This is a genomic window from Cupriavidus sp. 96C5-1 (genome assembly GCF_057798855.1).
The window spans coordinates 38,747-54,727 of record NZ_JBYOJU010000017.1; the positions used below are offsets into that span (position 1 = coordinate 38,747).

At 68.9% G+C, this 15,981-nt stretch carries 15 protein-coding genes; 4 read left to right on the forward strand and 11 right to left on the reverse strand.

Features of this window, described 5'->3' with window-relative positions:
- Window positions 1-232: 232 nt before the first annotated feature.
- Both glmS and glmU read right to left on the reverse strand, forming a co-directional pair.
- Window positions 233-2,071, reverse strand: coding sequence for a glutamine--fructose-6-phosphate transaminase (isomerizing) (gene glmS, locus AC3FOF_RS19365; RefSeq protein WP_276268992.1), 1,839 nt, complete (start codon window positions 2,069-2,071; stop codon window positions 233-235).
- A 120-nt stretch (window positions 2,072-2,191) separates the two neighbouring features.
- Window positions 2,192-3,553, reverse strand: coding sequence for a bifunctional UDP-N-acetylglucosamine diphosphorylase/glucosamine-1-phosphate N-acetyltransferase GlmU (glmU, locus tag AC3FOF_RS19370; protein WP_488727510.1), 1,362 nt, complete (start codon window positions 3,551-3,553; stop codon window positions 2,192-2,194).
- A 179-nt stretch (window positions 3,554-3,732) separates the two neighbouring features.
- Here glmU and AC3FOF_RS19375 point away from each other — a divergent pair, with 179 nt between their 5' ends.
- Window positions 3,733-4,677 carry a DUF6279 family lipoprotein gene (locus tag AC3FOF_RS19375; protein WP_276268994.1) on the forward strand — a complete coding sequence of 315 codons (945 nt, stop codon included), beginning with the start codon at window positions 3,733-3,735 and terminating at the stop codon, window positions 4,675-4,677.
- Between the two features lie 33 nt (window positions 4,678-4,710).
- On the opposite strand, the gene ttcA is transcribed toward AC3FOF_RS19375, so the two are convergent.
- From ttcA to AC3FOF_RS19390, 3 genes are all read right to left on the reverse strand, one after another.
- Window positions 4,711-5,652, reverse strand: coding sequence for a tRNA 2-thiocytidine(32) synthetase TtcA (gene ttcA / locus AC3FOF_RS19380; protein WP_017226191.1), 942 nt, complete (start codon window positions 5,650-5,652; stop codon window positions 4,711-4,713).
- 160 nt (window positions 5,653-5,812) lie between these two features.
- Entirely contained in the window at window positions 5,813-6,214 is a 402-nt protein-coding gene (locus AC3FOF_RS19385; protein WP_035810337.1) for a dihydroneopterin aldolase, read from the reverse strand.
- Between the two features lie 58 nt (window positions 6,215-6,272).
- A complete protein-coding gene (locus AC3FOF_RS19390) occupies window positions 6,273-7,106 on the reverse strand; it encodes an SDR family oxidoreductase (RefSeq protein ID WP_276266445.1) in 834 nt (277 codons plus the stop codon).
- Between the two features lie 15 nt (window positions 7,107-7,121).
- On the opposite strand from AC3FOF_RS19390, the gene AC3FOF_RS19395 reads away from it, so the two are divergent.
- Both AC3FOF_RS19395 and AC3FOF_RS19400 read left to right on the forward strand, forming a co-directional pair.
- Entirely contained in the window at window positions 7,122-8,327 is a 1,206-nt protein-coding gene (locus AC3FOF_RS19395) for a class I SAM-dependent methyltransferase (RefSeq protein ID WP_488727511.1), read from the forward strand.
- Window positions 8,328-8,361: 34 nt separating this feature from the next.
- The gene (locus tag AC3FOF_RS19400; protein WP_017224937.1) at window positions 8,362-8,556 is read left to right on the forward strand and encodes a DUF2905 domain-containing protein; all 195 of its coding nucleotides are present in this window, start codon (window positions 8,362-8,364) and stop codon (window positions 8,554-8,556) included.
- A 213-nt stretch (window positions 8,557-8,769) separates the two neighbouring features.
- Here the strand turns inward: AC3FOF_RS19400 and AC3FOF_RS19405 are convergent, their stop codons facing one another.
- The 4 genes from AC3FOF_RS19405 to AC3FOF_RS19420 form a co-directional block, all read right to left on the reverse strand.
- Window positions 8,770-10,005: a multifunctional CCA addition/repair protein gene (locus tag AC3FOF_RS19405; RefSeq protein ID WP_488727512.1), complete on the reverse strand. Its 1,236-nt coding sequence runs from the start codon at window positions 10,003-10,005 to the stop codon at window positions 8,770-8,772.
- An 8-nt stretch (window positions 10,006-10,013) separates the two neighbouring features.
- Window positions 10,014-10,703, reverse strand: coding sequence for a glutathione S-transferase family protein (locus AC3FOF_RS19410; protein WP_488727513.1), 690 nt, complete (start codon window positions 10,701-10,703; stop codon window positions 10,014-10,016).
- 213 nt (window positions 10,704-10,916) lie between these two features.
- Window positions 10,917-11,942, reverse strand: a complete 1,026-nt coding sequence (locus AC3FOF_RS19415) for a complex I NDUFA9 subunit family protein (RefSeq protein WP_488727514.1) — start codon at window positions 11,940-11,942, stop codon at window positions 10,917-10,919.
- A 130-nt stretch (window positions 11,943-12,072) separates the two neighbouring features.
- Complete coding sequence (locus tag AC3FOF_RS19420) at window positions 12,073-14,019, reverse strand: lytic transglycosylase domain-containing protein (protein ID WP_276269580.1); 1,947 nt, start codon at window positions 14,017-14,019, stop codon at window positions 12,073-12,075.
- Between the two features lie 102 nt (window positions 14,020-14,121).
- Between AC3FOF_RS19420 and AC3FOF_RS19425 the strand changes: the two genes are divergently transcribed.
- Window positions 14,122-14,769, forward strand: a complete 648-nt coding sequence (locus tag AC3FOF_RS19425; protein ID WP_488727515.1) for a 5-formyltetrahydrofolate cyclo-ligase — start codon at window positions 14,122-14,124, stop codon at window positions 14,767-14,769.
- 25 nt (window positions 14,770-14,794) lie between these two features.
- On the opposite strand, the gene AC3FOF_RS19430 is transcribed toward AC3FOF_RS19425, so the two are convergent.
- Complete coding sequence (locus tag AC3FOF_RS19430) at window positions 14,795-15,562, reverse strand: Mut7-C RNAse domain-containing protein (RefSeq protein WP_276265935.1); 768 nt, start codon at window positions 15,560-15,562, stop codon at window positions 14,795-14,797.
- A 48-nt stretch (window positions 15,563-15,610) separates the two neighbouring features.
- Entirely contained in the window at window positions 15,611-15,973 is a 363-nt protein-coding gene (locus AC3FOF_RS19435) for a TfoX/Sxy family protein (RefSeq protein WP_017226153.1), read from the reverse strand.
- Window positions 15,974-15,981 lie beyond the last annotated feature (8 nt).

Genomic DNA, 15,981 nt, shown 5'->3' on the forward strand with positions numbered 1-15,981 from the left:
CGCTGCGGCGCGGCCGGCTACTGCAGGACGTACGGGAACGCGGGAAAGGAAAGTGGGACAGATGACGATTGCCTGATGAGGATTGCAGCAAGCCAGGCCGGCCCGCGTCGGCAAGGCGGCAGACGGGATGGCCCGCCCTCGGCCGCTGTTGCGCGCCGCGCTTCCAGCCATCATGCCAACGCGTACAACCCGGCCGGCCGTGCCAGCCGCCGGGCCTCCCCGGCGGCCCACCTTACTCGACCGTGACCGACTTCGCCAGATTGCGCGGCTTGTCCACGTCCGTGCCGCGTGCGCAGGCCGTATGATAGGCCAGCAACTGCAGCGGCACCGTGTGCAGGATCGGCGAGAGGTCGCCGTAGTGCTCCGGCAGGCGGATCACCTGGATGCCGTCGGTGGACTGGATATGGGTGTCGCTGTCGGCGAACACATAGAGCCGGCCACCGCGGGCGCGCACTTCCTGGATATTGGACTTGAGCTTCTCGAGCAGGGCGTCGTTGGGCGCCACCGTGACTACCGGCATGGCCTCGGTCACCAGCGCCAGCGGGCCGTGCTTGAGTTCGCCGGCGGGATAGGCTTCCGCGTGGATATAGGAGATTTCCTTGAGCTTGAGCGCGCCTTCGAGGGCGATCGGGTAATGCAGGCCACGGCCCAGGAACAGCGCATTCTCGCGGCGGGCGAAGTCTTCCGACCAGGCGATGATCTGCGGCTCCAGCGCCAGCACGCCATGCAGCGCGACCGGCAGGTGGCGCAGGTTGGTGAGCGCGGCGGCCTCGGCCTCGGGCGTGATCTTGCCGCGCACCTTGGCCAGCGCGATGGTCAGCATGTACAGCGCGGCGAGCTGGGTGGTGAAGGCCTTGGTCGAGGCCACGCCGATCTCGGTGCCGGCGCGGGTCAGGAAGCGCAGCTCCGTCTCGCGCACCATGGCGCTGGTGGCAACGTTGCACACCGCGAGCGTGTGGGCGTGGCCGAGCGACTTGGCATGGCGCAGCGCGGCCATGGTGTCGGCGGTTTCGCCGGACTGCGAGATCACCACCACCAGCGCGCGCGGATTGGGCACGGTCTCGCGATAGCGGTATTCGCTGGCCACCTCGACCTGGGTCGGGATCCTGGCGATGGATTCGAGCCAGTACTTGGCGGTGCAGCCGGAGTAGTAGCTGGTGCCGCAGGCCAGGATCAGCACGCTGTCGATCTCGCTGAACACGCTTTGTGCCCGCTCGCCGAACAGGTCCGGCGTGATGGCGTCGATGCCTTCCAGCGTGTCGCCGAGCGCGCGCGGCTGCTCGAAGATCTCCTTCTGCATGAAGTGGCGGTACGGCCCGAGCTCGACCGCCGCGGCGTGGGTTTCGACCACGCGCACTTCGCGCTCGACCAGGTGGTCGTGCACATCGCGGATGGTGGCGCCCTCGCGGGTGATCTCCACCACGTCGCCCTCTTCCAGGTAGATGATACGGTTGGCGGTGCCGGCCACGGCCAGCGCGTCGGATGCCAGGAACGACTCGTTCTCGCCCAGCGCCACCACCAGCGGCGAGCCGGCGCGGGCGCCGACCACGCGCTCCGGATGGTCCTTGGAGAACACGGCGATGGCATAGGCGCCATGCAGGCGCTTGGTCACCGCGCGCACCGAGGCGAACAGGTCGCCGCGGGTGGCGCTGCTGGGATAGGTGTAGACCTGGTGGATCAGGTGGGCGACCACCTCGGTATCGGTCTGCGACTCGAAACCGTAGCCGGCGGCGCGCAGCTCTTCGCGCAGCGGCTCGTAGTTCTCGATGATGCCGTTGTGCACCAGCGCAATGGTCTCGCCCGAAAAGTGCGGGTGGGCGTTGGTGGTGTCGGGCTTGCCGTGCGTGGCCCAGCGGGTATGCGCCACGCCGGTCAGGCCAGACAGGCCGGAGGCGCGGGTCTGCTCGTCAAGGTCGGCCACGCGCGATACCGTGCGGGCGCGCTCGAGCGCGCCCTCGCGCACCACCGCCACACCGCAGGAATCATAGCCGCGGTACTCCAGGCGGCGCAGGCCTTCGATCAGGACAGGAACGATATTGCGCGTGGAAACCGCGCCGACGATGCCGCACATAGTCTTCTCCCACAAGGTGCGGCCATTGCCGCACCGGATAATTGGCGCGGGGACGGCAATGCCGCCCACCGCGGATTGCCACCGCCGCCAGGCCTCAGCCCGGCCAGGCGGTGGCCGGGTTCATTTCTTGGCCTGCTTGACCGGCCGCTTCCAGGCATCGAGCGTCATCTGCCTGGCGCGCGACAGGGTCAGCTTGTCTGCCGGCGCATCCTTGGTCAGCGTGGTGCCGGCGCCAATGGTGGCGCCGCGCCCCACCGTCACCGGCGCAACCAGCTGCGTATCGGAGCCGATGAAGACATCGTCCTCGATCACGGTGCGGAACTTGTTGGCGCCGTCGTAGTTGCAGGTGATGGTGCCGGCGCCGATATTGACGCGCGAGCCGATCGTGGCATCGCCCACGTAGGCCAGGTGGTTGGCCTTGCTGTGCGCGCCGAACTGGCTGTTCTTGACCTCGACGAAGTTGCCGATATGCACGTCCTCGCCCAGTACCGTGCCGGGGCGCAGGCGCGCATAGGGGCCGATGCGGCCTTGCGCGCCAACGCTGGCGTCCTCGAAATGGCAGAAGGGCTGAACCCGCGCGCCCGACGCGACGGTGCTGTTGCGGATCACGCAGTTGGCCCCGATGTGCGCACCGTCTTCCAGGTGCACGCGCCCTTCGAACACGCAGTTGACGTCGATGGTGACATCGCGCCCGCAGGTGAGTTCGCCGCGGATGTCGATGCGCGCGGGATCCAGCAGCGTCACGCCGGCCTCGAGCAGGCGCTGCGCCAGATTGCGCTGATGGATGCGCTCGAGCTCGGCGAGCTGCACCTTGCTGTTGACGCCCAGCGTCTCCCACAGCGCGCCGGGCTGGGCCGAGACCACCTCGATGCCGTCGGCTACCGCGCGCTCCACGGTATCGGTCAGGTAATACTCGCCCTGGGCGTTGTCGTTGCGCAGCGTGGACAGCCAGCGGCGCAGGTGGCCGGTGGGCGCCATGATGATGCCGGTATTGATTTCGCGGATGGCGCGCTGCGGCTCGGTGGCATCCTTTTGCTCGACGATGCGCACGATGCTGCCGGCTTCGCGCACGATACGCCCGTAGCCCGTGGGATCATCCATCTCGACGGTGAGGATGCCGAAGCGCTCGCTGCCGGCCTCGGCCACCAGCCGCTGCAGCGTGGAGGCCTCGGTCAGCGGCACGTCGCCGTAGAGCACCAGGGTGGGCTGGCTGTCGTCCAGCAAAGGCAGCGCCTGCGCCACGGCGTGGCCGGTGCCGAGCTGCTCGGCCTGCAGGGCAAAGGCGACGTCGTCGGCACCGACCGCCTCGCGCACGCGCTCGGCCCCATGCCCGACCACGACAACCAGCCGTGTCGGCAACAGCTTGCGTGCCGTATTAATCACATGCGCAAGCAGCGGCAGGCCGGCGAGCGGATGCAGCACCTTGGGCAGCGCGGAGTTCATCCGCTTGCCCATGCCTGCAGCGAGAATGACGATATTCACAAGGAGGGTCCTAAGTGAGTGTGTCCAAAAACCTGTTTGAAGCTCCCTCTCGGACAGGCCGGAGGTCTGCAGCGTTGGCCCCGGTTCCGGCCCGGCCCCCGGGACAGGCGATCGCGCCTGCGCCGGTCGGGGATAGCGCGCGCAAACGGGCGCCTGGACGTGCGGAAAAGGATTCTATCATGTGGGTTTTTCGCCGTTTGGCGCCATTTCCCTTCCTGCGAGGGGAGCGGCTGCGGCGTCTCTTGCTGGCCTGCGCGGTGCTCGGGCTGACGGCCTGCAATGCCATGAAGCTGGGCTATCAGCAAGGCGACCGCCTGGCCTACTGGTGGATCGACAGTTATGTGGATGTCTCCGCCGCCCAGGAGCCGCTCACCCGCGACGCCATCGCCCGCTTCTTCGCCTGGCACCGCACGGACCAGCTGCCCGAAATCGCCGGCCTGCTGGGGCGGGCAAGGAATATGGTGCAGCAGCCGGTTTCCGCGGAGGCGGTGGGCAGGATCCAGGACGGTGCCCACCGCCTGGCGCGCGTGGCCTTCGACCGCTGCGCGCCGGACGTGGCCGACCTGCTGCTGACGCTCACGCCCGAGCAGATCGCCCGCATGGAAAAGAAATTCGCCGATGCCAACGCCAAATACCGCAAGGAATACCTGCGCCCGGACCCGGAGGCGCGCGAGGAGGCCCGCTTCGACAAGGTGATGGACTATGCGCGGCTGATCTATGGGCGCTTCTCGAGCGACCAGGAAACCACCATCCGGCGTGCCATCGCGCCCGTGGCGCAAGGCGCCGAGGCACGCTACGCCGAGCGCATCAAGCGCCAGCAGGAATGGCTGGCGCTGGTGCGCCAGGTGCAGGCGGAGCATCCGCCCAAGGCCCAGGTCCTCGCCATGCTCAAGCGCTACGGCGACCACTGGCAGAACCCGCCGGGCCAGGAGCGCAACGCGCGCCGCGAGGCAGATAACGAGGCAGGCCTTGCCCTCACCGCGACCATCGCCAACCTGGCCACGGCGGAGCAGAAGAGCCACGCCGCCGAGCGCCTGCGGAAATGGATCGACGACGCCAATGCGCTGATGCGCGAGCGCCCCTCCGGCGCGGCGGCGGCAAACCCGGCACGCGCGGAGAACTGAGCCAGCCCGCGCGGGCTGGCGTGCGCCGCTGGCTTATTCGGCGCCGGCCTGCTCCGGGCTGGCCGGCGCGGATTTTTCGAAGCGCACGAACTCCAGCTTGTTCTCTTCCATGCCGCCGGCAAACACCAGGGGCTGCTGGGAGAAGGTGGTCTCGCCGAACAGCGAGTTCTCATCCACCTTGGCCAGCCCCGTGGCCAGGCCGTTGAAGTCGAACAGCTCGGTATCGGCCAGGTGCGAGGGCACCACGCTGCGCAGCGCGGCAAAGATATTGTCGGTCCGGCCCGGGTTCTGGCGCTCCCACTCCACCAGCATCTCCTTGACCTTCTTGCGCTGCAGGTTTTCCTGCGAGCCGCACAGGTTGCACGGGATGATGGGATATTCCATGGCGCGCGCGTAGGCGGCGATGTCCTTCTCAGCGCAGTAGGCCAGCGGACGGATCACGATATGCTGGCCGTCGTCGGTGGCGAGCTTGGGCGGCATCGCCTTCATCTTGCCGCCGAAGAACAGGTTCAGGAAGAAGGTCTGGATGATGTCGTCGCGATGGTGGCCCAGCGCGATCTTGTTGGCGCCAAGCTCCTTGGCGGTACGGTAGATCACGCCGCGGCGCAGGCGCGAGCACAGCGAGCAGGTGGTCTTGCCCTCGGGGACCTTCTCCTTGACGATGGAGTAGGTATCCGCGTCGACGATCACATACTCCACCCCCACCGATTTCAGGTAGGCGGGCAGGATGTGCGCGGGGAAGCCCGGCTGCTTCTGGTCGAGATTCATCGCGATCAGCTTGAACTTGACCGGCGCGCGCTTCTGCAGCGCCATCAGCACCGACAGCATGGTGTACGAGTCCTTGCCGCCCGACAGGCACACCAGCACGGTGTCGCCGTCCTCGATCATCTTGAAATCGCCGATGGCCCGGCCCGTCTGCGACTGGAGATGGGTTTCCAGGCGGAAGAAGTTCTTGGAATGCGTGGTGGCGGTCATGGCGATGGGGCGACGAAGCGAAGAAAGCGATGGGGCGAGGGACAAGGCGGCCCGCGATGCGGCAATTACATCACACGCGAGAGCCGGCAGGGCCGGGCAACCGCGTATTTTACCGTGAGCCGGCGGCCCGCGCGGGGCGCGCGGGCCGCCGGGGACAGGCTTATTCGCTCTTGATGTGGAAGACTTCCACGCCGACCGAATCGCAGTCCGGGTAGACATCCGGCTTTTCGGTCGAGACGCGCACGGCGCGCACCTTGGGGTGCTTGAGCATGGCGCGCGCCACGTCGTCGCACAGGGTTTCCTGCAGGTGCACGTGGCCTTGCGCCATGCGCTCGGCCACCGTGCTGCGCATGAAGTCGTAGTCCACCACTTCCTGCAGCTTGTCTTCCTGCGGCGTGCTCTGGGCCAGCGGCACGAACAGGTCGATATTGACCAGCACGCGCTGTTCGCCTTTTTTCTCGAATTCGTGCACGCCGATATTGATCTGCACTTCGTAGTTGCGCAGGAACATGCGGCGGCAGTCCTGCAGGCTGGGGTGAGAGAGGGCGGCGAGCATGGTCATGATGGGAGGGAGAAAGAAAAAGTAAGCGCGCGCGGCCCGGCCGCACGCGCCGGATACGTCATTCGGTGAGGAACATCACGTCGCGCGCCAGCGGCATCAGGTGCTGGCCGCCATCGACGTAAAGGGTGGTGCCGGTCACCGCGCGTGCTTCGGCCAGGTAGGCCACGGCCTGCGCGATGTCCTCGGGGGTGGACGACTGCCCCAGCGGCGTCATGCGGTGGGCGCGCCGGAAGCCGGGACTGGACTGGTCGCCCGAGACCATGGTGATGCCGGGCGCCACGCCCACCACGCGCAGTTTCGGCGCCAGGGCCTGGGCCAGTTGCACGGTGGCGGTCTGCAGCGCCGCCTTGGACAGTGTGTAGGACAGGAAATCCGGGTTCAGGTTGTCCAGCTTCTGGTCGAGCAGGTTGATCACCACGCCGCGCTGGGCATCCGACAGCGCCCGGTGCAGCTCGCGCGCCAGCAACAGCGGCGCGGCCACGTTGGTACGCATATGGGTGTCGAGCGAGGCATAGGAAAAACTGGTGGCCACGTCGTACTGGAACAGCGAGGCATTGTTGACCAGGCAGGTCGGCACGCCCAGCGCCTCGCCGCAGGCGGCGATCAGCTTCGCGGTGGCGGCTTCGTCGGCGAGGTCAGCCTGCAGCACCGCGGCACGCCGGCCGCCGGCGCGGATCTGTCCGGCCAGCGCCTCGGCCTCGGACAGCGAACGGTGGCAGTGCACCGCCACGTCCCAGCCGCGGGCAGCCAGCTCCAGCGCGATCACGCGCCCGAGCCGGCGGGCGGCACCGGTCACGAGGGCAACGCCGCGCGCGGGGGCGGCCGTGGCGGAGGCTGCGTCGGCGGGAGCGCCGGCAGGCGATGCGGAGTCGGGGGATTCGGAGGCAGGCATTGCTACAATCGCGGTATGCACAAAGGCGCTAGTTTACCCCTTCCCCCCGCCGACGCACTGTCGGCGTCCGCAGCGCTCTGCGCGCACATCGGCCAGGCCATCGACGAAGCCGGTGGCTGGCTCGGTTTCGACCGCTATATGGCGCTTGCGCTATATGCGCCCGGCCTGGGCTACTACAGCGGCGGCGCCGCCAAGTTCGGCCGCGATGCGCGCGACGGCAGCGACTTCATCACCGCCCCCGAACTCAGCCCCTTCTTCGCCCGCACCCTGGCGCGCCAGTTCGCGCCGCTGCTGGCGCAGGGGCTGGGCCAGGTGCTGGAATTCGGCGCGGGCACCGGCCGGCTGGCGGCCGACCTGCTGCTGGCGCTGGAGCAGGAGGGCCAGTTGCCCGAGCGCTACGCCATCGTCGAACTCTCCGGCGAGCTGCGCGCGCGCCAGCAGGCCACCCTCGCTGCCCGCGCGCCGCACCTGGCGCCGCGCGTGAGCTGGCTGGATACCTTGCCCGGGCATTTCGAAGGGATCGTCGTCGGCAACGAAGTGCTCGACGCCATGCCTGTGCGTCTGTTCGCCCGCAGCCATGGCCGCTGGCTGGAGCGCGGCGTGATCCGGCAGGAAACCGATGCCGGGGCCGGCGAGACGGCACCCGCCTTCGCTTTCGCCGACCGCCCGCTGGCGGCCGGCGCCCTGCCCGAGGCGCTGCATGCCGTGGCCGGCGACCACGACATCGTCACCGAGACGCACGCCGAGGCGGAGGGCTTCATGCGGGCGGTGGGGTCGATGCTCGCGCGCGGCGCGGCGTTCTTTATCGACTACGGCTTCCCCGCCGCCGAGTACTACCATCCGCAGCGCGTCGGCGGCACGCTGATGTGCCACTACCGCCATCACGCCCACCCGGACCCCTTCCTCTATCCCGGCCTGCAGGACATTACCGCCCACGTCAACTTCAGCGGCATCGCCCATGCCGCCGCCGATGCCGGGCTGACCGTGGCCGGCTTCGCCTCGCAGGCGCGTTTCCTGATGAATGCCGGCATCACCGAACTGCTGATGGCGCTGGACCCCAACGACACGCGCAGCTTCCTGCCCGCGGCCAATGCGGTGCAGAAGCTGCTCTCGGAAGCCGAGATGGGCGAACTGTTCAAGGTCATCGCGCTGACCCGCGGCCTCGACGCGGCCCTGCCCCTGGCAGGATTCGCACGCGGCGACCGCAGCCACGCGCTATAGTCCGCGCATCCACCCCACCCTTCAGGCACGCACCATGCTGCGCTGGACTTTCACCATCTTCCTGGCCGTCATCGTGCTGTCGGCGGCGTTGCCATGGCTGCAGAAGCTGGGGCTTGGGCGCTTGCCGGGAGACCTACGGTTCCGGCTGTTCGGGCGGGATTTCATGCTGCCGTTTGCGTCGACGATCCTGCTGTCCATGGTGGCGCTGGTGATCGGGAAGCTGCTGTAGCGGCCGGGCATGCTGCGGCGACGGGACGGATATCGCTCCTGCGTGCGCCCGCCCTCTAGCAAACCGGCGGCATTTGCCGAAGCGGACAGGATGCGCCAAAAACGCCTGCATGACGATGGCGTCGACTCCCCTTCCCCTCGGGAGGAGAGGGGTGGCTTGGCCAGGCGCCACGGCAAGCGCAGCCGCCGGTTTTTTTCCGGCACGGCAAGCCCCCTACGCCTCCAGCCGCGCCTCCACCGCCGCCACCCGCGCCGCATGCACGCGGCCCTTGATCAGGCTGACATTGCCCGCGCACGCCAGCGCCACCGCGCCGGCATCCACCGACGAAGCCGCCTCCAGCGCCTGCACCAACCGCTGCGCCTGCGGATAATCGCGGCCCTCGAAGCCAAGCCGCCCGCGCGCATCGGCCTCGCACGCCTGCAGCGCTTCGGCAAAGCGCGCCGGCTTGCGCAGCGCATCGCAGCGCTCCAGCAAACGCGTCAGGGCCGCCGCGCCGAACTCCGCCGAGCGGTGGATATTGCCGTGCTCGCGCGCCACCACCAGCGCCAGGTCGCGGCAATCGGTGGGCACGCGCAGGCGCTTGCACACCGCCTCGAGCAAGTCCACGCTGCGCTCCTCGTGCCCGATATGCCGCGGCAGCACGTCGGCCGGCGTGGTGCCCTTGCCCAGGTCGTGCATCAGCGCGGCGAAGCGCACCGCCAGCGAGGCACCCATGGCGGCAGCCGTATCGACCACCATCATCACATGCACCCCGGCATCCACCTCGGGATGGTATTCGGCGCGCTGCGGCACGCCCCACAGCCTGTCCAGTTCCGGCAGCAGGCGCGCCAGCGCGCCGCATTCGCGCAGCACCTCGAACATGCGCGAGGGCCGCGCTTCCATCAGGCCGCGCGCGAGTTCCTGCCAGACGCGCTCGGCCACCAGCGCATCAACCTCGTCCGCCGCCACCATGCGGCGCATCAGCACGAGGGTCTCGGGCGCCACGGTGAAATCGACGAAGCGCGCGGCAAAGCGCGCCACGCGCAGGATCCGCACGGGGTCTTCGGCAAAGGCATCCGACACATGCCGGAACAGCCGCGCGGCCAGGTCCCGCTGTCCGCCATAGGGATCGATCACGGGGCCGCTCAGCGTGCCGTCCTCGCCCACCGCCTGCGCCATGGCGTTGATGGTGAGGTCGCGGCGCACCAGGTCGTCTTCCAGCGTCACGTCCGGCGCGCAGTAGAAGGCGAAGCCCTTGTAGCCGGCCGCGGTCTTGCGCTCGGTGCGGGCCAGCGCGTATTCCTCCTTGGTGCGTGGATGGAGGAAGACCGGGAAATCCTTGCCCACCGGCTTGTAGCCGGCGGCTTCCATCGCCGGCGGGGTGGCGCCCACCACCACGTAGTCGCGGTCCTGGCTGGGCTTGCCCAGCAGGGCGTCGCGGATGGCACCGCCTACGGCATATACCTGCATGGGCTCGCTCAATGGTGGATCACGATCGCGTCGGCACGATCGGGGGCCAGCCGGTAGGGTTCGTCGGAGGCGAGGAAATCCCGCTCTTCGCGCGCATCGGCAATCCATGCCTGCATGGCCGGCAGCGCCAGGACAAAGTCCGCGTAGCGCTTGGCCGCCTCGGGCAAGTGGATGCCGTAGGTGGCAAACCGGCTGACCACCGGCGCGAAATAGGCATCGGCGATGGTGAAAGCGCCGAACAGGAAGGGGCCGGCGCCGGCATGGCGCGCGCGCAGGCCGGACCAGATCGCGGCAATGCGGTCGACGTCGCGCTGCACCGCCACGTTCCAGCCGCGGCCCGGCAGCACCGCGGTGACGTTCATCGGCAACTGGCTGCGCAGGTTGCCGAAACCCGCATGCATCTCGGCGCAGATGGAGCGCGCGAGCGCCCGTTCGGCGCGATCGGCCGGCCACAACTGCTTCTCCGGGAAACGCTCGGCCAGGTATTCGGCGATTGACAGCGTGTCCCACACCGTCACGTCGCCATCGACCAGCACCGGCACCTTGCCCGCTGGCGAGTAACGCGCGATCGCTTCATCGAACCCGGCCGTGAACAGGCGCACCTTGATCTCTTCGAACGCAATGCCGGCATGCTGCATCAGCAGCCAGGGGCGCAGCGACCAGGACGAGTAATTCTTGTTGCCGATGACGAGCTTCATCGCGAGATCCTTGCAGGAGACGTAGGGAGGAGAGAGGCCGGGGCAAGCCGTCCGCGAAAAAGCGGGCTGGACCGCACGCCGGCGAACGGATCATTGTAGCGAGCGGTCCCAGCCCCCTCCAAGCGAATTGCGCTCGCAGCGATGTGAATCCAGGTCACATGGCGCGGGCAGCGGCCGGACGCCCCGCCAGCCCTCCCCTGCGCCGCCTGCCGCTCAGCGATAGATGCTGCGCCGTAGTCCCTGCATGCGGCTTTCGTGGCCGCGGCCCGCCAGCACGTCGGTCATCACGACTTCGAGCCCCACCGGCTGGGCCAGGCCCAGCTCCGGCGCGATCGGCCCCGTCATGACGTTGTCGAGCTGCATGGAGTCGAGGTTGTCGCGCGACATCACCGGGCCGCCGGGCATATGCTCCAGCATGGCCGCCTGCACGCGCGCCAGGGCGTCCGGCAGGTGCAGGACCGGGCGCGGGTTACCGCTGGCGCGGCCGGCGAAGCGCACCAGTTCCTCCAGCGTGTAGACCTGCGGCCCCGCCAGGTCGTAGGCGCGGCCGATGGTCGCCATGGTGGCCATGGCGTTGACGAAGGCCTGCGCCACATCCTGCACATAGACCGGCTGGAACTTCGCCTGCGCGCAGGCCAGCGGCACCACCGGGGCCAGTTGCTGCATATTGGCGAACAGGTTGAGGAAATGATCGTCGGGGCCGAAGATCACGGACGGCCGGAACATGGTCCAGTCCAGGCCGCTCTCGCGCACGATGCGCTCGCCGTCGCCCTTGCTGCGCAGGTACATCGAAGGGCCGGCGCTGCCGGCGCCCAGCGCGCTCATGTGCAACAGCCTGCGCACGCCGGTGCGCAGGCAGGCTTCGACGATGCGCCGTGGCAGGTCCACATGGGCCGCGGCAAAGGCGGCGCCGTAGGGTTCGGCGCGCTCGCCATGGAGGACGCCCACCAGGTTGACCACGATGCCGTCGGTGCCGAGCGTGCCGACGGCTGCATCCAGCGCGGTCTCGTCTTTCACGTCCAGCTCGATCACCTCGACCCGTGGCAGCAGCAGCAGGTGCTGCGCATGCTCGGCATCGCGGGTGGCAACGACGATGCGCTCGGGGTCGAGCGGCGGCTCGACGACGGTGCCGGGCTCGAGCGGCGTGTTCGACGCGGTGGCAACGCCCGCCAGCCGGGCCACCAGGTGGCTGCCGACAAAGCCGGCCCCGCCGATCACTAGAACATTGCTGGTCTGCATGGATTTCTCCGTGGCAAGGCATGACTGGCGCGATCCCCGTGCCCGGGGATCGCACCGGCAACCGCATTGGCCGGCAGACCGCGCCGCCCTTGAGGCCTCGTCAATGCCGCGACGAGGCCCCGGGACGGGCTCAGGGCAGGCTGGTGGTGGTGATCTGCGCCGGTGCCACCGTGCCCAGGCGATCCTTGAGCGACTGCGGCCGGCCGCTCATCAATGCAGCATAGTACGTGGCGTTGGACAGCACATTCTTGACGTAGGTCCGGGTTTCCGAAAAAGGAATGGTCTCGGCGAAGATCGCACCCTCGACCGGGCGCGTCAGGCTGGAGCGCCAGTTCTTGGGACGGCCGGGGCCGGCGTTGTAGGCGGCGGACGCCAGTGTCCAGGAGCTGTCCAGGTCGGTGAACACCATGCTCATGTAGTTGGTGCCGAGCATGATGTTGATATTGGGATCGCTCATCATCGAAGGCGAGAAATCGCTCATGCCGATCTTGCGCGCTACCCACTTGGCCGTGGCAGGCATCACTTGCATCAGGCCATGCGCGCCGGCCGAGGAGCGTGCGTTCATGATGAAGCGCGATTCCTGGCGCACCAGCCCGTAGGCCCAGGCCATGTCCAGGCCCACGTCGTCGGTGGCGCGCTGCATGATGTCGCGGTAGGGCATCAGGAAGCGCAGCGAGAAGTCGTGCTCGGCCTGGGTGCGGTCGGCCGTATTGACGGCGCGGTCCAGCAGCTCGATGCGGCGGGCATAGTCGGCGGCGGCCAGCAGTTGGCGGTCGGTCATGCCGCGCAGTTCCCAGTTCCACTCGCGGTTGCCCTCGAAGCGCAGGTTGAGGTCGTAGAACTTCTGCGCGCGCAGGAAGCCGGGGCGGGTGCGCATGGCATTGACCTCGGCGTCGCCGACCTGCGTGCGGGCCGGCAGCACGATGCGGTTGCCCAGTTCCTCGCTGGCCAGCTGGCCGTAGAAGTTGAACTGGCCGGCGATCGACTGGAACTGCTGCTGGGCCTCGGCGGTACGGTTATCCGCCTTGAGCGCGCGGCCGTACCAGTAGCTCCAGGCCGGATCCTTGGCGCGCAGTTCGGGGCGCATCAGCTCCACCGCCTGGCGCACCTGCTTCCAGTCGCCCTGGCGCAGCGCGGCGCGCACGCGCCACTCCTGGGTTTCATCCGACAGCCACTGGTTGCCGCCCAGGTCCATCTGGCGGCGGTAGTAGCCGGCCGCCTCGGGCGCCAGCTTCTTGGCAGCGAACTGGCCGATCACGCCCCAGCCGGCGCCCTGCTCGTCGCGCGACAGGCTGCCGGCGCTGGCGGTGAGGTAGGCCGCGGCCTGGCCGGGATCGTTGCGCGCCATCTTGACCACGGTGGCCAGCGTATTGCTGTCGCCGCGCGCGTCGGGCGCCGTGGCGGCAATGCGGCCAGCCAGCGTCACGTAGTTCTGCTCCAGCGCCTGGCGTGCCTGGAAGGCCACGTCGCTGGGCTCGATCTGGCGGCTCTGGGCCAGATAGCCGATCAGGTCGACGCAGCCTTCGCCGTAGCTCTTGGGGTCGCTGAGCGTGGCGCGCGCCTCGGCAGCCACGTTCTGGCCCTTGAGGGCGCGCGACAGCAGCGCATAGCACTCGACCTGGGTATCGTCCTTGAGCGCGAACTGCGGGTATTCTGCATCGAAATTGGCCCAGTCGCGCTTCTTGCCCAGCACCAGCAGCCAGTCGTTGCGCATGCGGTCGGCGATGGCCTCGCCCTTGTAGCGCTGCAGGAAGGCGCGCACCTGGTCGTCGGGCGCGTCGATGCGGGCCAGCCCGCTGGCATCGAACATCTGCGGCTTGATGCGGAAATACTCGACGTAGGACGGGATCGGGTAATCCACCAGGGTCGCCGAGATCGCATCGGTGCGCGCCACGTCGTTCTTGCGGGCGGCATCGCGCAACGCCACGAAAGCGTCGTCGGGGTTGCTCGGAATCGTCAACGACTGGGGCTGCGGCTGTGGCTTCTTCTGCGCAAATACCGGCGTGGCAAGCATGGCGCACGCGATCGCCGCCAGCGCGGCCTTGGCCACGCGCTGCGGATATACTCCCTTCGGCATTCTTAGCTTCCTTGTTGTTACGGCCGGCCCGCCCTCGCGAGGGCGCGACGCCAGCCGTGCAATATTTGGTCAACGCAACAGTCAACATTATCCCACGCGCCCATGCCGCCGAGTGACCACATTGGCAGCCCCTCCGGCAATTCGGACGATTCCGGCAAGCCCGCTGCACCGGGCGCATCCAGCGCCTCCGGCCCGGCCGCCGAACGCAGCACATTGCGGCGCCGGCTGCTGGCGCTGCGCGCCGCGCTGCCGCAGCGCGCCGACGCCGACGCCCGCATCGAGGCCGGACTCGCCGCCCTGCTGGAGCGCCTGCCGGTGCACCGGCTGGGCTTCTACTGGCCGATCCAGCAAGAGTTCGACGCCCGCGCCGTGGTCTCCCGCTGGCTCGCCGCCGGCCCGGGGCGGCAGGCAGCCCTGCCGGTGGTCAGCCGCCCCGGCGCGCCGCTGGATTTCCACCGGTGGGAGCCGGCCACGCCGATGGCCACCGGGCACTATGGCATTCCGGTGCCCGACGGCACGCCGCCCCTGCTGCCCGACGTCCTGCTGATTCCATGTGTCGGTTTCAGCCCGGATAAGTTCCGTCTTGGCTATGGCGGCGGCTTCTACGACCGCACCCTGGCGGCGCTGGCCGCCGCCGGCAGCACACCGCTGGCGATCGGTATCGGCCACGAAGCCTGCCGCATCGCGCTGGCGCCGCAGGCGCACGACCTGCCGATGGACTGGGTGGTCAGCGAGGCCGGCGCTTTCTGAGCTTGCGGGCTTGCGGACGTCCAGGTCAGGCCGTGCCGGGCGGCAGCAGCTCGTCCACCAGTGCGCGCATGCGCCGCCAGTGCGAGCCTTCCCAGAACACGCGCCGGCAGCAGGCGCACGTCGCGAAGCGGTCGTGCCGCGCCAGCACGCCCGGCGGCACGCGGCCGTCCACTTCCGTCTTGTCGATCCGGCGCAACGGCGCGTTGCAGTCCAGGCACAGGGAGAACGGCCGCGCGCTGCGGCCCAGGTCGAGCCGGGAGAAGATTTCCCGCAACTGCGGCGTCGCCTTGATGGCGCGGACATAGCAGCCGTGGGTCACGCCGCGCCGCTTAAGCAGCTCGCGGTCCCGCGTGAGCACGATGCGGCCCTCGCGCATGGCGATGGATTCGATCTCGCTGTCGGCGAAATGATTGTCGTAGAGGGTGTCGAAGCCGGTCATGCGCAGCAGGTGGGCCAGCCCGCCCAGGTGCGCGTCGGCGACAAAGCGCGTGGTGCGCAGCGGCTCGCCGCGTACGCGCAGCAACGGCGTGATGTCGAAGGCCTCGAACCTGGGATAGACCGAGACGCGGTCGCGGTCCTGCAGCAGGCGGTCGAAACCGCATGACTCGCCGTTGACCAGGATCAGCTCGACCTCGGTATGCGGCACGCCCAATGCCTCGATCATGTGCTTGACGGTGGCGGCGCGCGCGCAGGCGCAAACGCAGTCCCGGCCGCGCTGGGCACGCGGCAGGAAGTCGTTCAGTTCCTCGTAGAAACGAAACGTGGCGGTAACGGCATCGACGGCGCTGGCCATGGAGCAGAGTATGCCACCGCCGGCCCGGGCGCCGCACGCGCTGCGCGCTCAGCGGGCCTGGTTGGCCAGCCGCAGCGCGGACTCCACCGACAGCCGCGCCCATGCCGTCATGGCCTCGGCCGATTCCAGGCAGGCCGGCGGCGGACTCAGGTAGTGGTGCATGGCGATCTCGCGCCCGGCGCGGCTGTAGCGGAAGGGCTCGCCGCCCTCGGCCTCGAAGCGGGCGCGGGTCTTGTCGTCGACCTTCAGGTAGCAGCGCCCGCCCAGCACCAGCGCGAACACCAGGCCGTCGTAGTAGAGGGCATGGCCGCCGAACATGCGGCGCGTGGTGATCGGGCCGATGCGCGCCGCCAGCGGCCCCATCAGGTCGAGCAGATGGTCGATGAAGGGATCGGGGCGGCGGGCTGGCATGACGCTGG

Coding starts and splice junctions, on each gene's coding strand:
- glmS (WP_276268992.1), bottom strand. CDS start 2,071: ATGTGCGGCATCGTCGGCGCGGTTTCCACGCGCAATATCGTTCCTGTC.
- AC3FOF_RS19375 (WP_276268994.1), top strand. CDS start 3,733: ATGTGGGTTTTTCGCCGTTTGGCGCCATTTCCCTTCCTGCGAGGGGAG.
- ttcA (WP_017226191.1), bottom strand. CDS start 5,652: ATGACCGCCACCACGCATTCCAAGAACTTCTTCCGCCTGGAAACCCAT.
- AC3FOF_RS19385 (WP_035810337.1), bottom strand. CDS start 6,214: ATGACCATGCTCGCCGCCCTCTCTCACCCCAGCCTGCAGGACTGCCGC.
- AC3FOF_RS19390 (WP_276266445.1), bottom strand. CDS start 7,106: ATGCCTGCCTCCGAATCCCCCGACTCCGCATCGCCTGCCGGCGCTCCC.
- AC3FOF_RS19395 (WP_488727511.1), top strand. CDS start 7,122: ATGCACAAAGGCGCTAGTTTACCCCTTCCCCCCGCCGACGCACTGTCG.
- AC3FOF_RS19400 (WP_017224937.1), top strand. CDS start 8,362: ATGCTGCGCTGGACTTTCACCATCTTCCTGGCCGTCATCGTGCTGTCG.
- AC3FOF_RS19405 (WP_488727512.1), bottom strand. CDS start 10,005: ATGCAGGTATATGCCGTAGGCGGTGCCATCCGCGACGCCCTGCTGGGC.
- AC3FOF_RS19410 (WP_488727513.1), bottom strand. CDS start 10,703: ATGAAGCTCGTCATCGGCAACAAGAATTACTCGTCCTGGTCGCTGCGC.
- AC3FOF_RS19415 (WP_488727514.1), bottom strand. CDS start 11,942: ATGCAGACCAGCAATGTTCTAGTGATCGGCGGGGCCGGCTTTGTCGGC.
- AC3FOF_RS19420 (WP_276269580.1), bottom strand. CDS start 14,019: ATGCCGAAGGGAGTATATCCGCAGCGCGTGGCCAAGGCCGCGCTGGCG.
- AC3FOF_RS19425 (WP_488727515.1), top strand. CDS start 14,122: ATGCCGCCGAGTGACCACATTGGCAGCCCCTCCGGCAATTCGGACGAT.
- AC3FOF_RS19430 (WP_276265935.1), bottom strand. CDS start 15,562: ATGGCCAGCGCCGTCGATGCCGTTACCGCCACGTTTCGTTTCTACGAG.
- AC3FOF_RS19435 (WP_017226153.1), bottom strand. CDS start 15,973: ATGCCAGCCCGCCGCCCCGATCCCTTCATCGACCATCTGCTCGACCTG.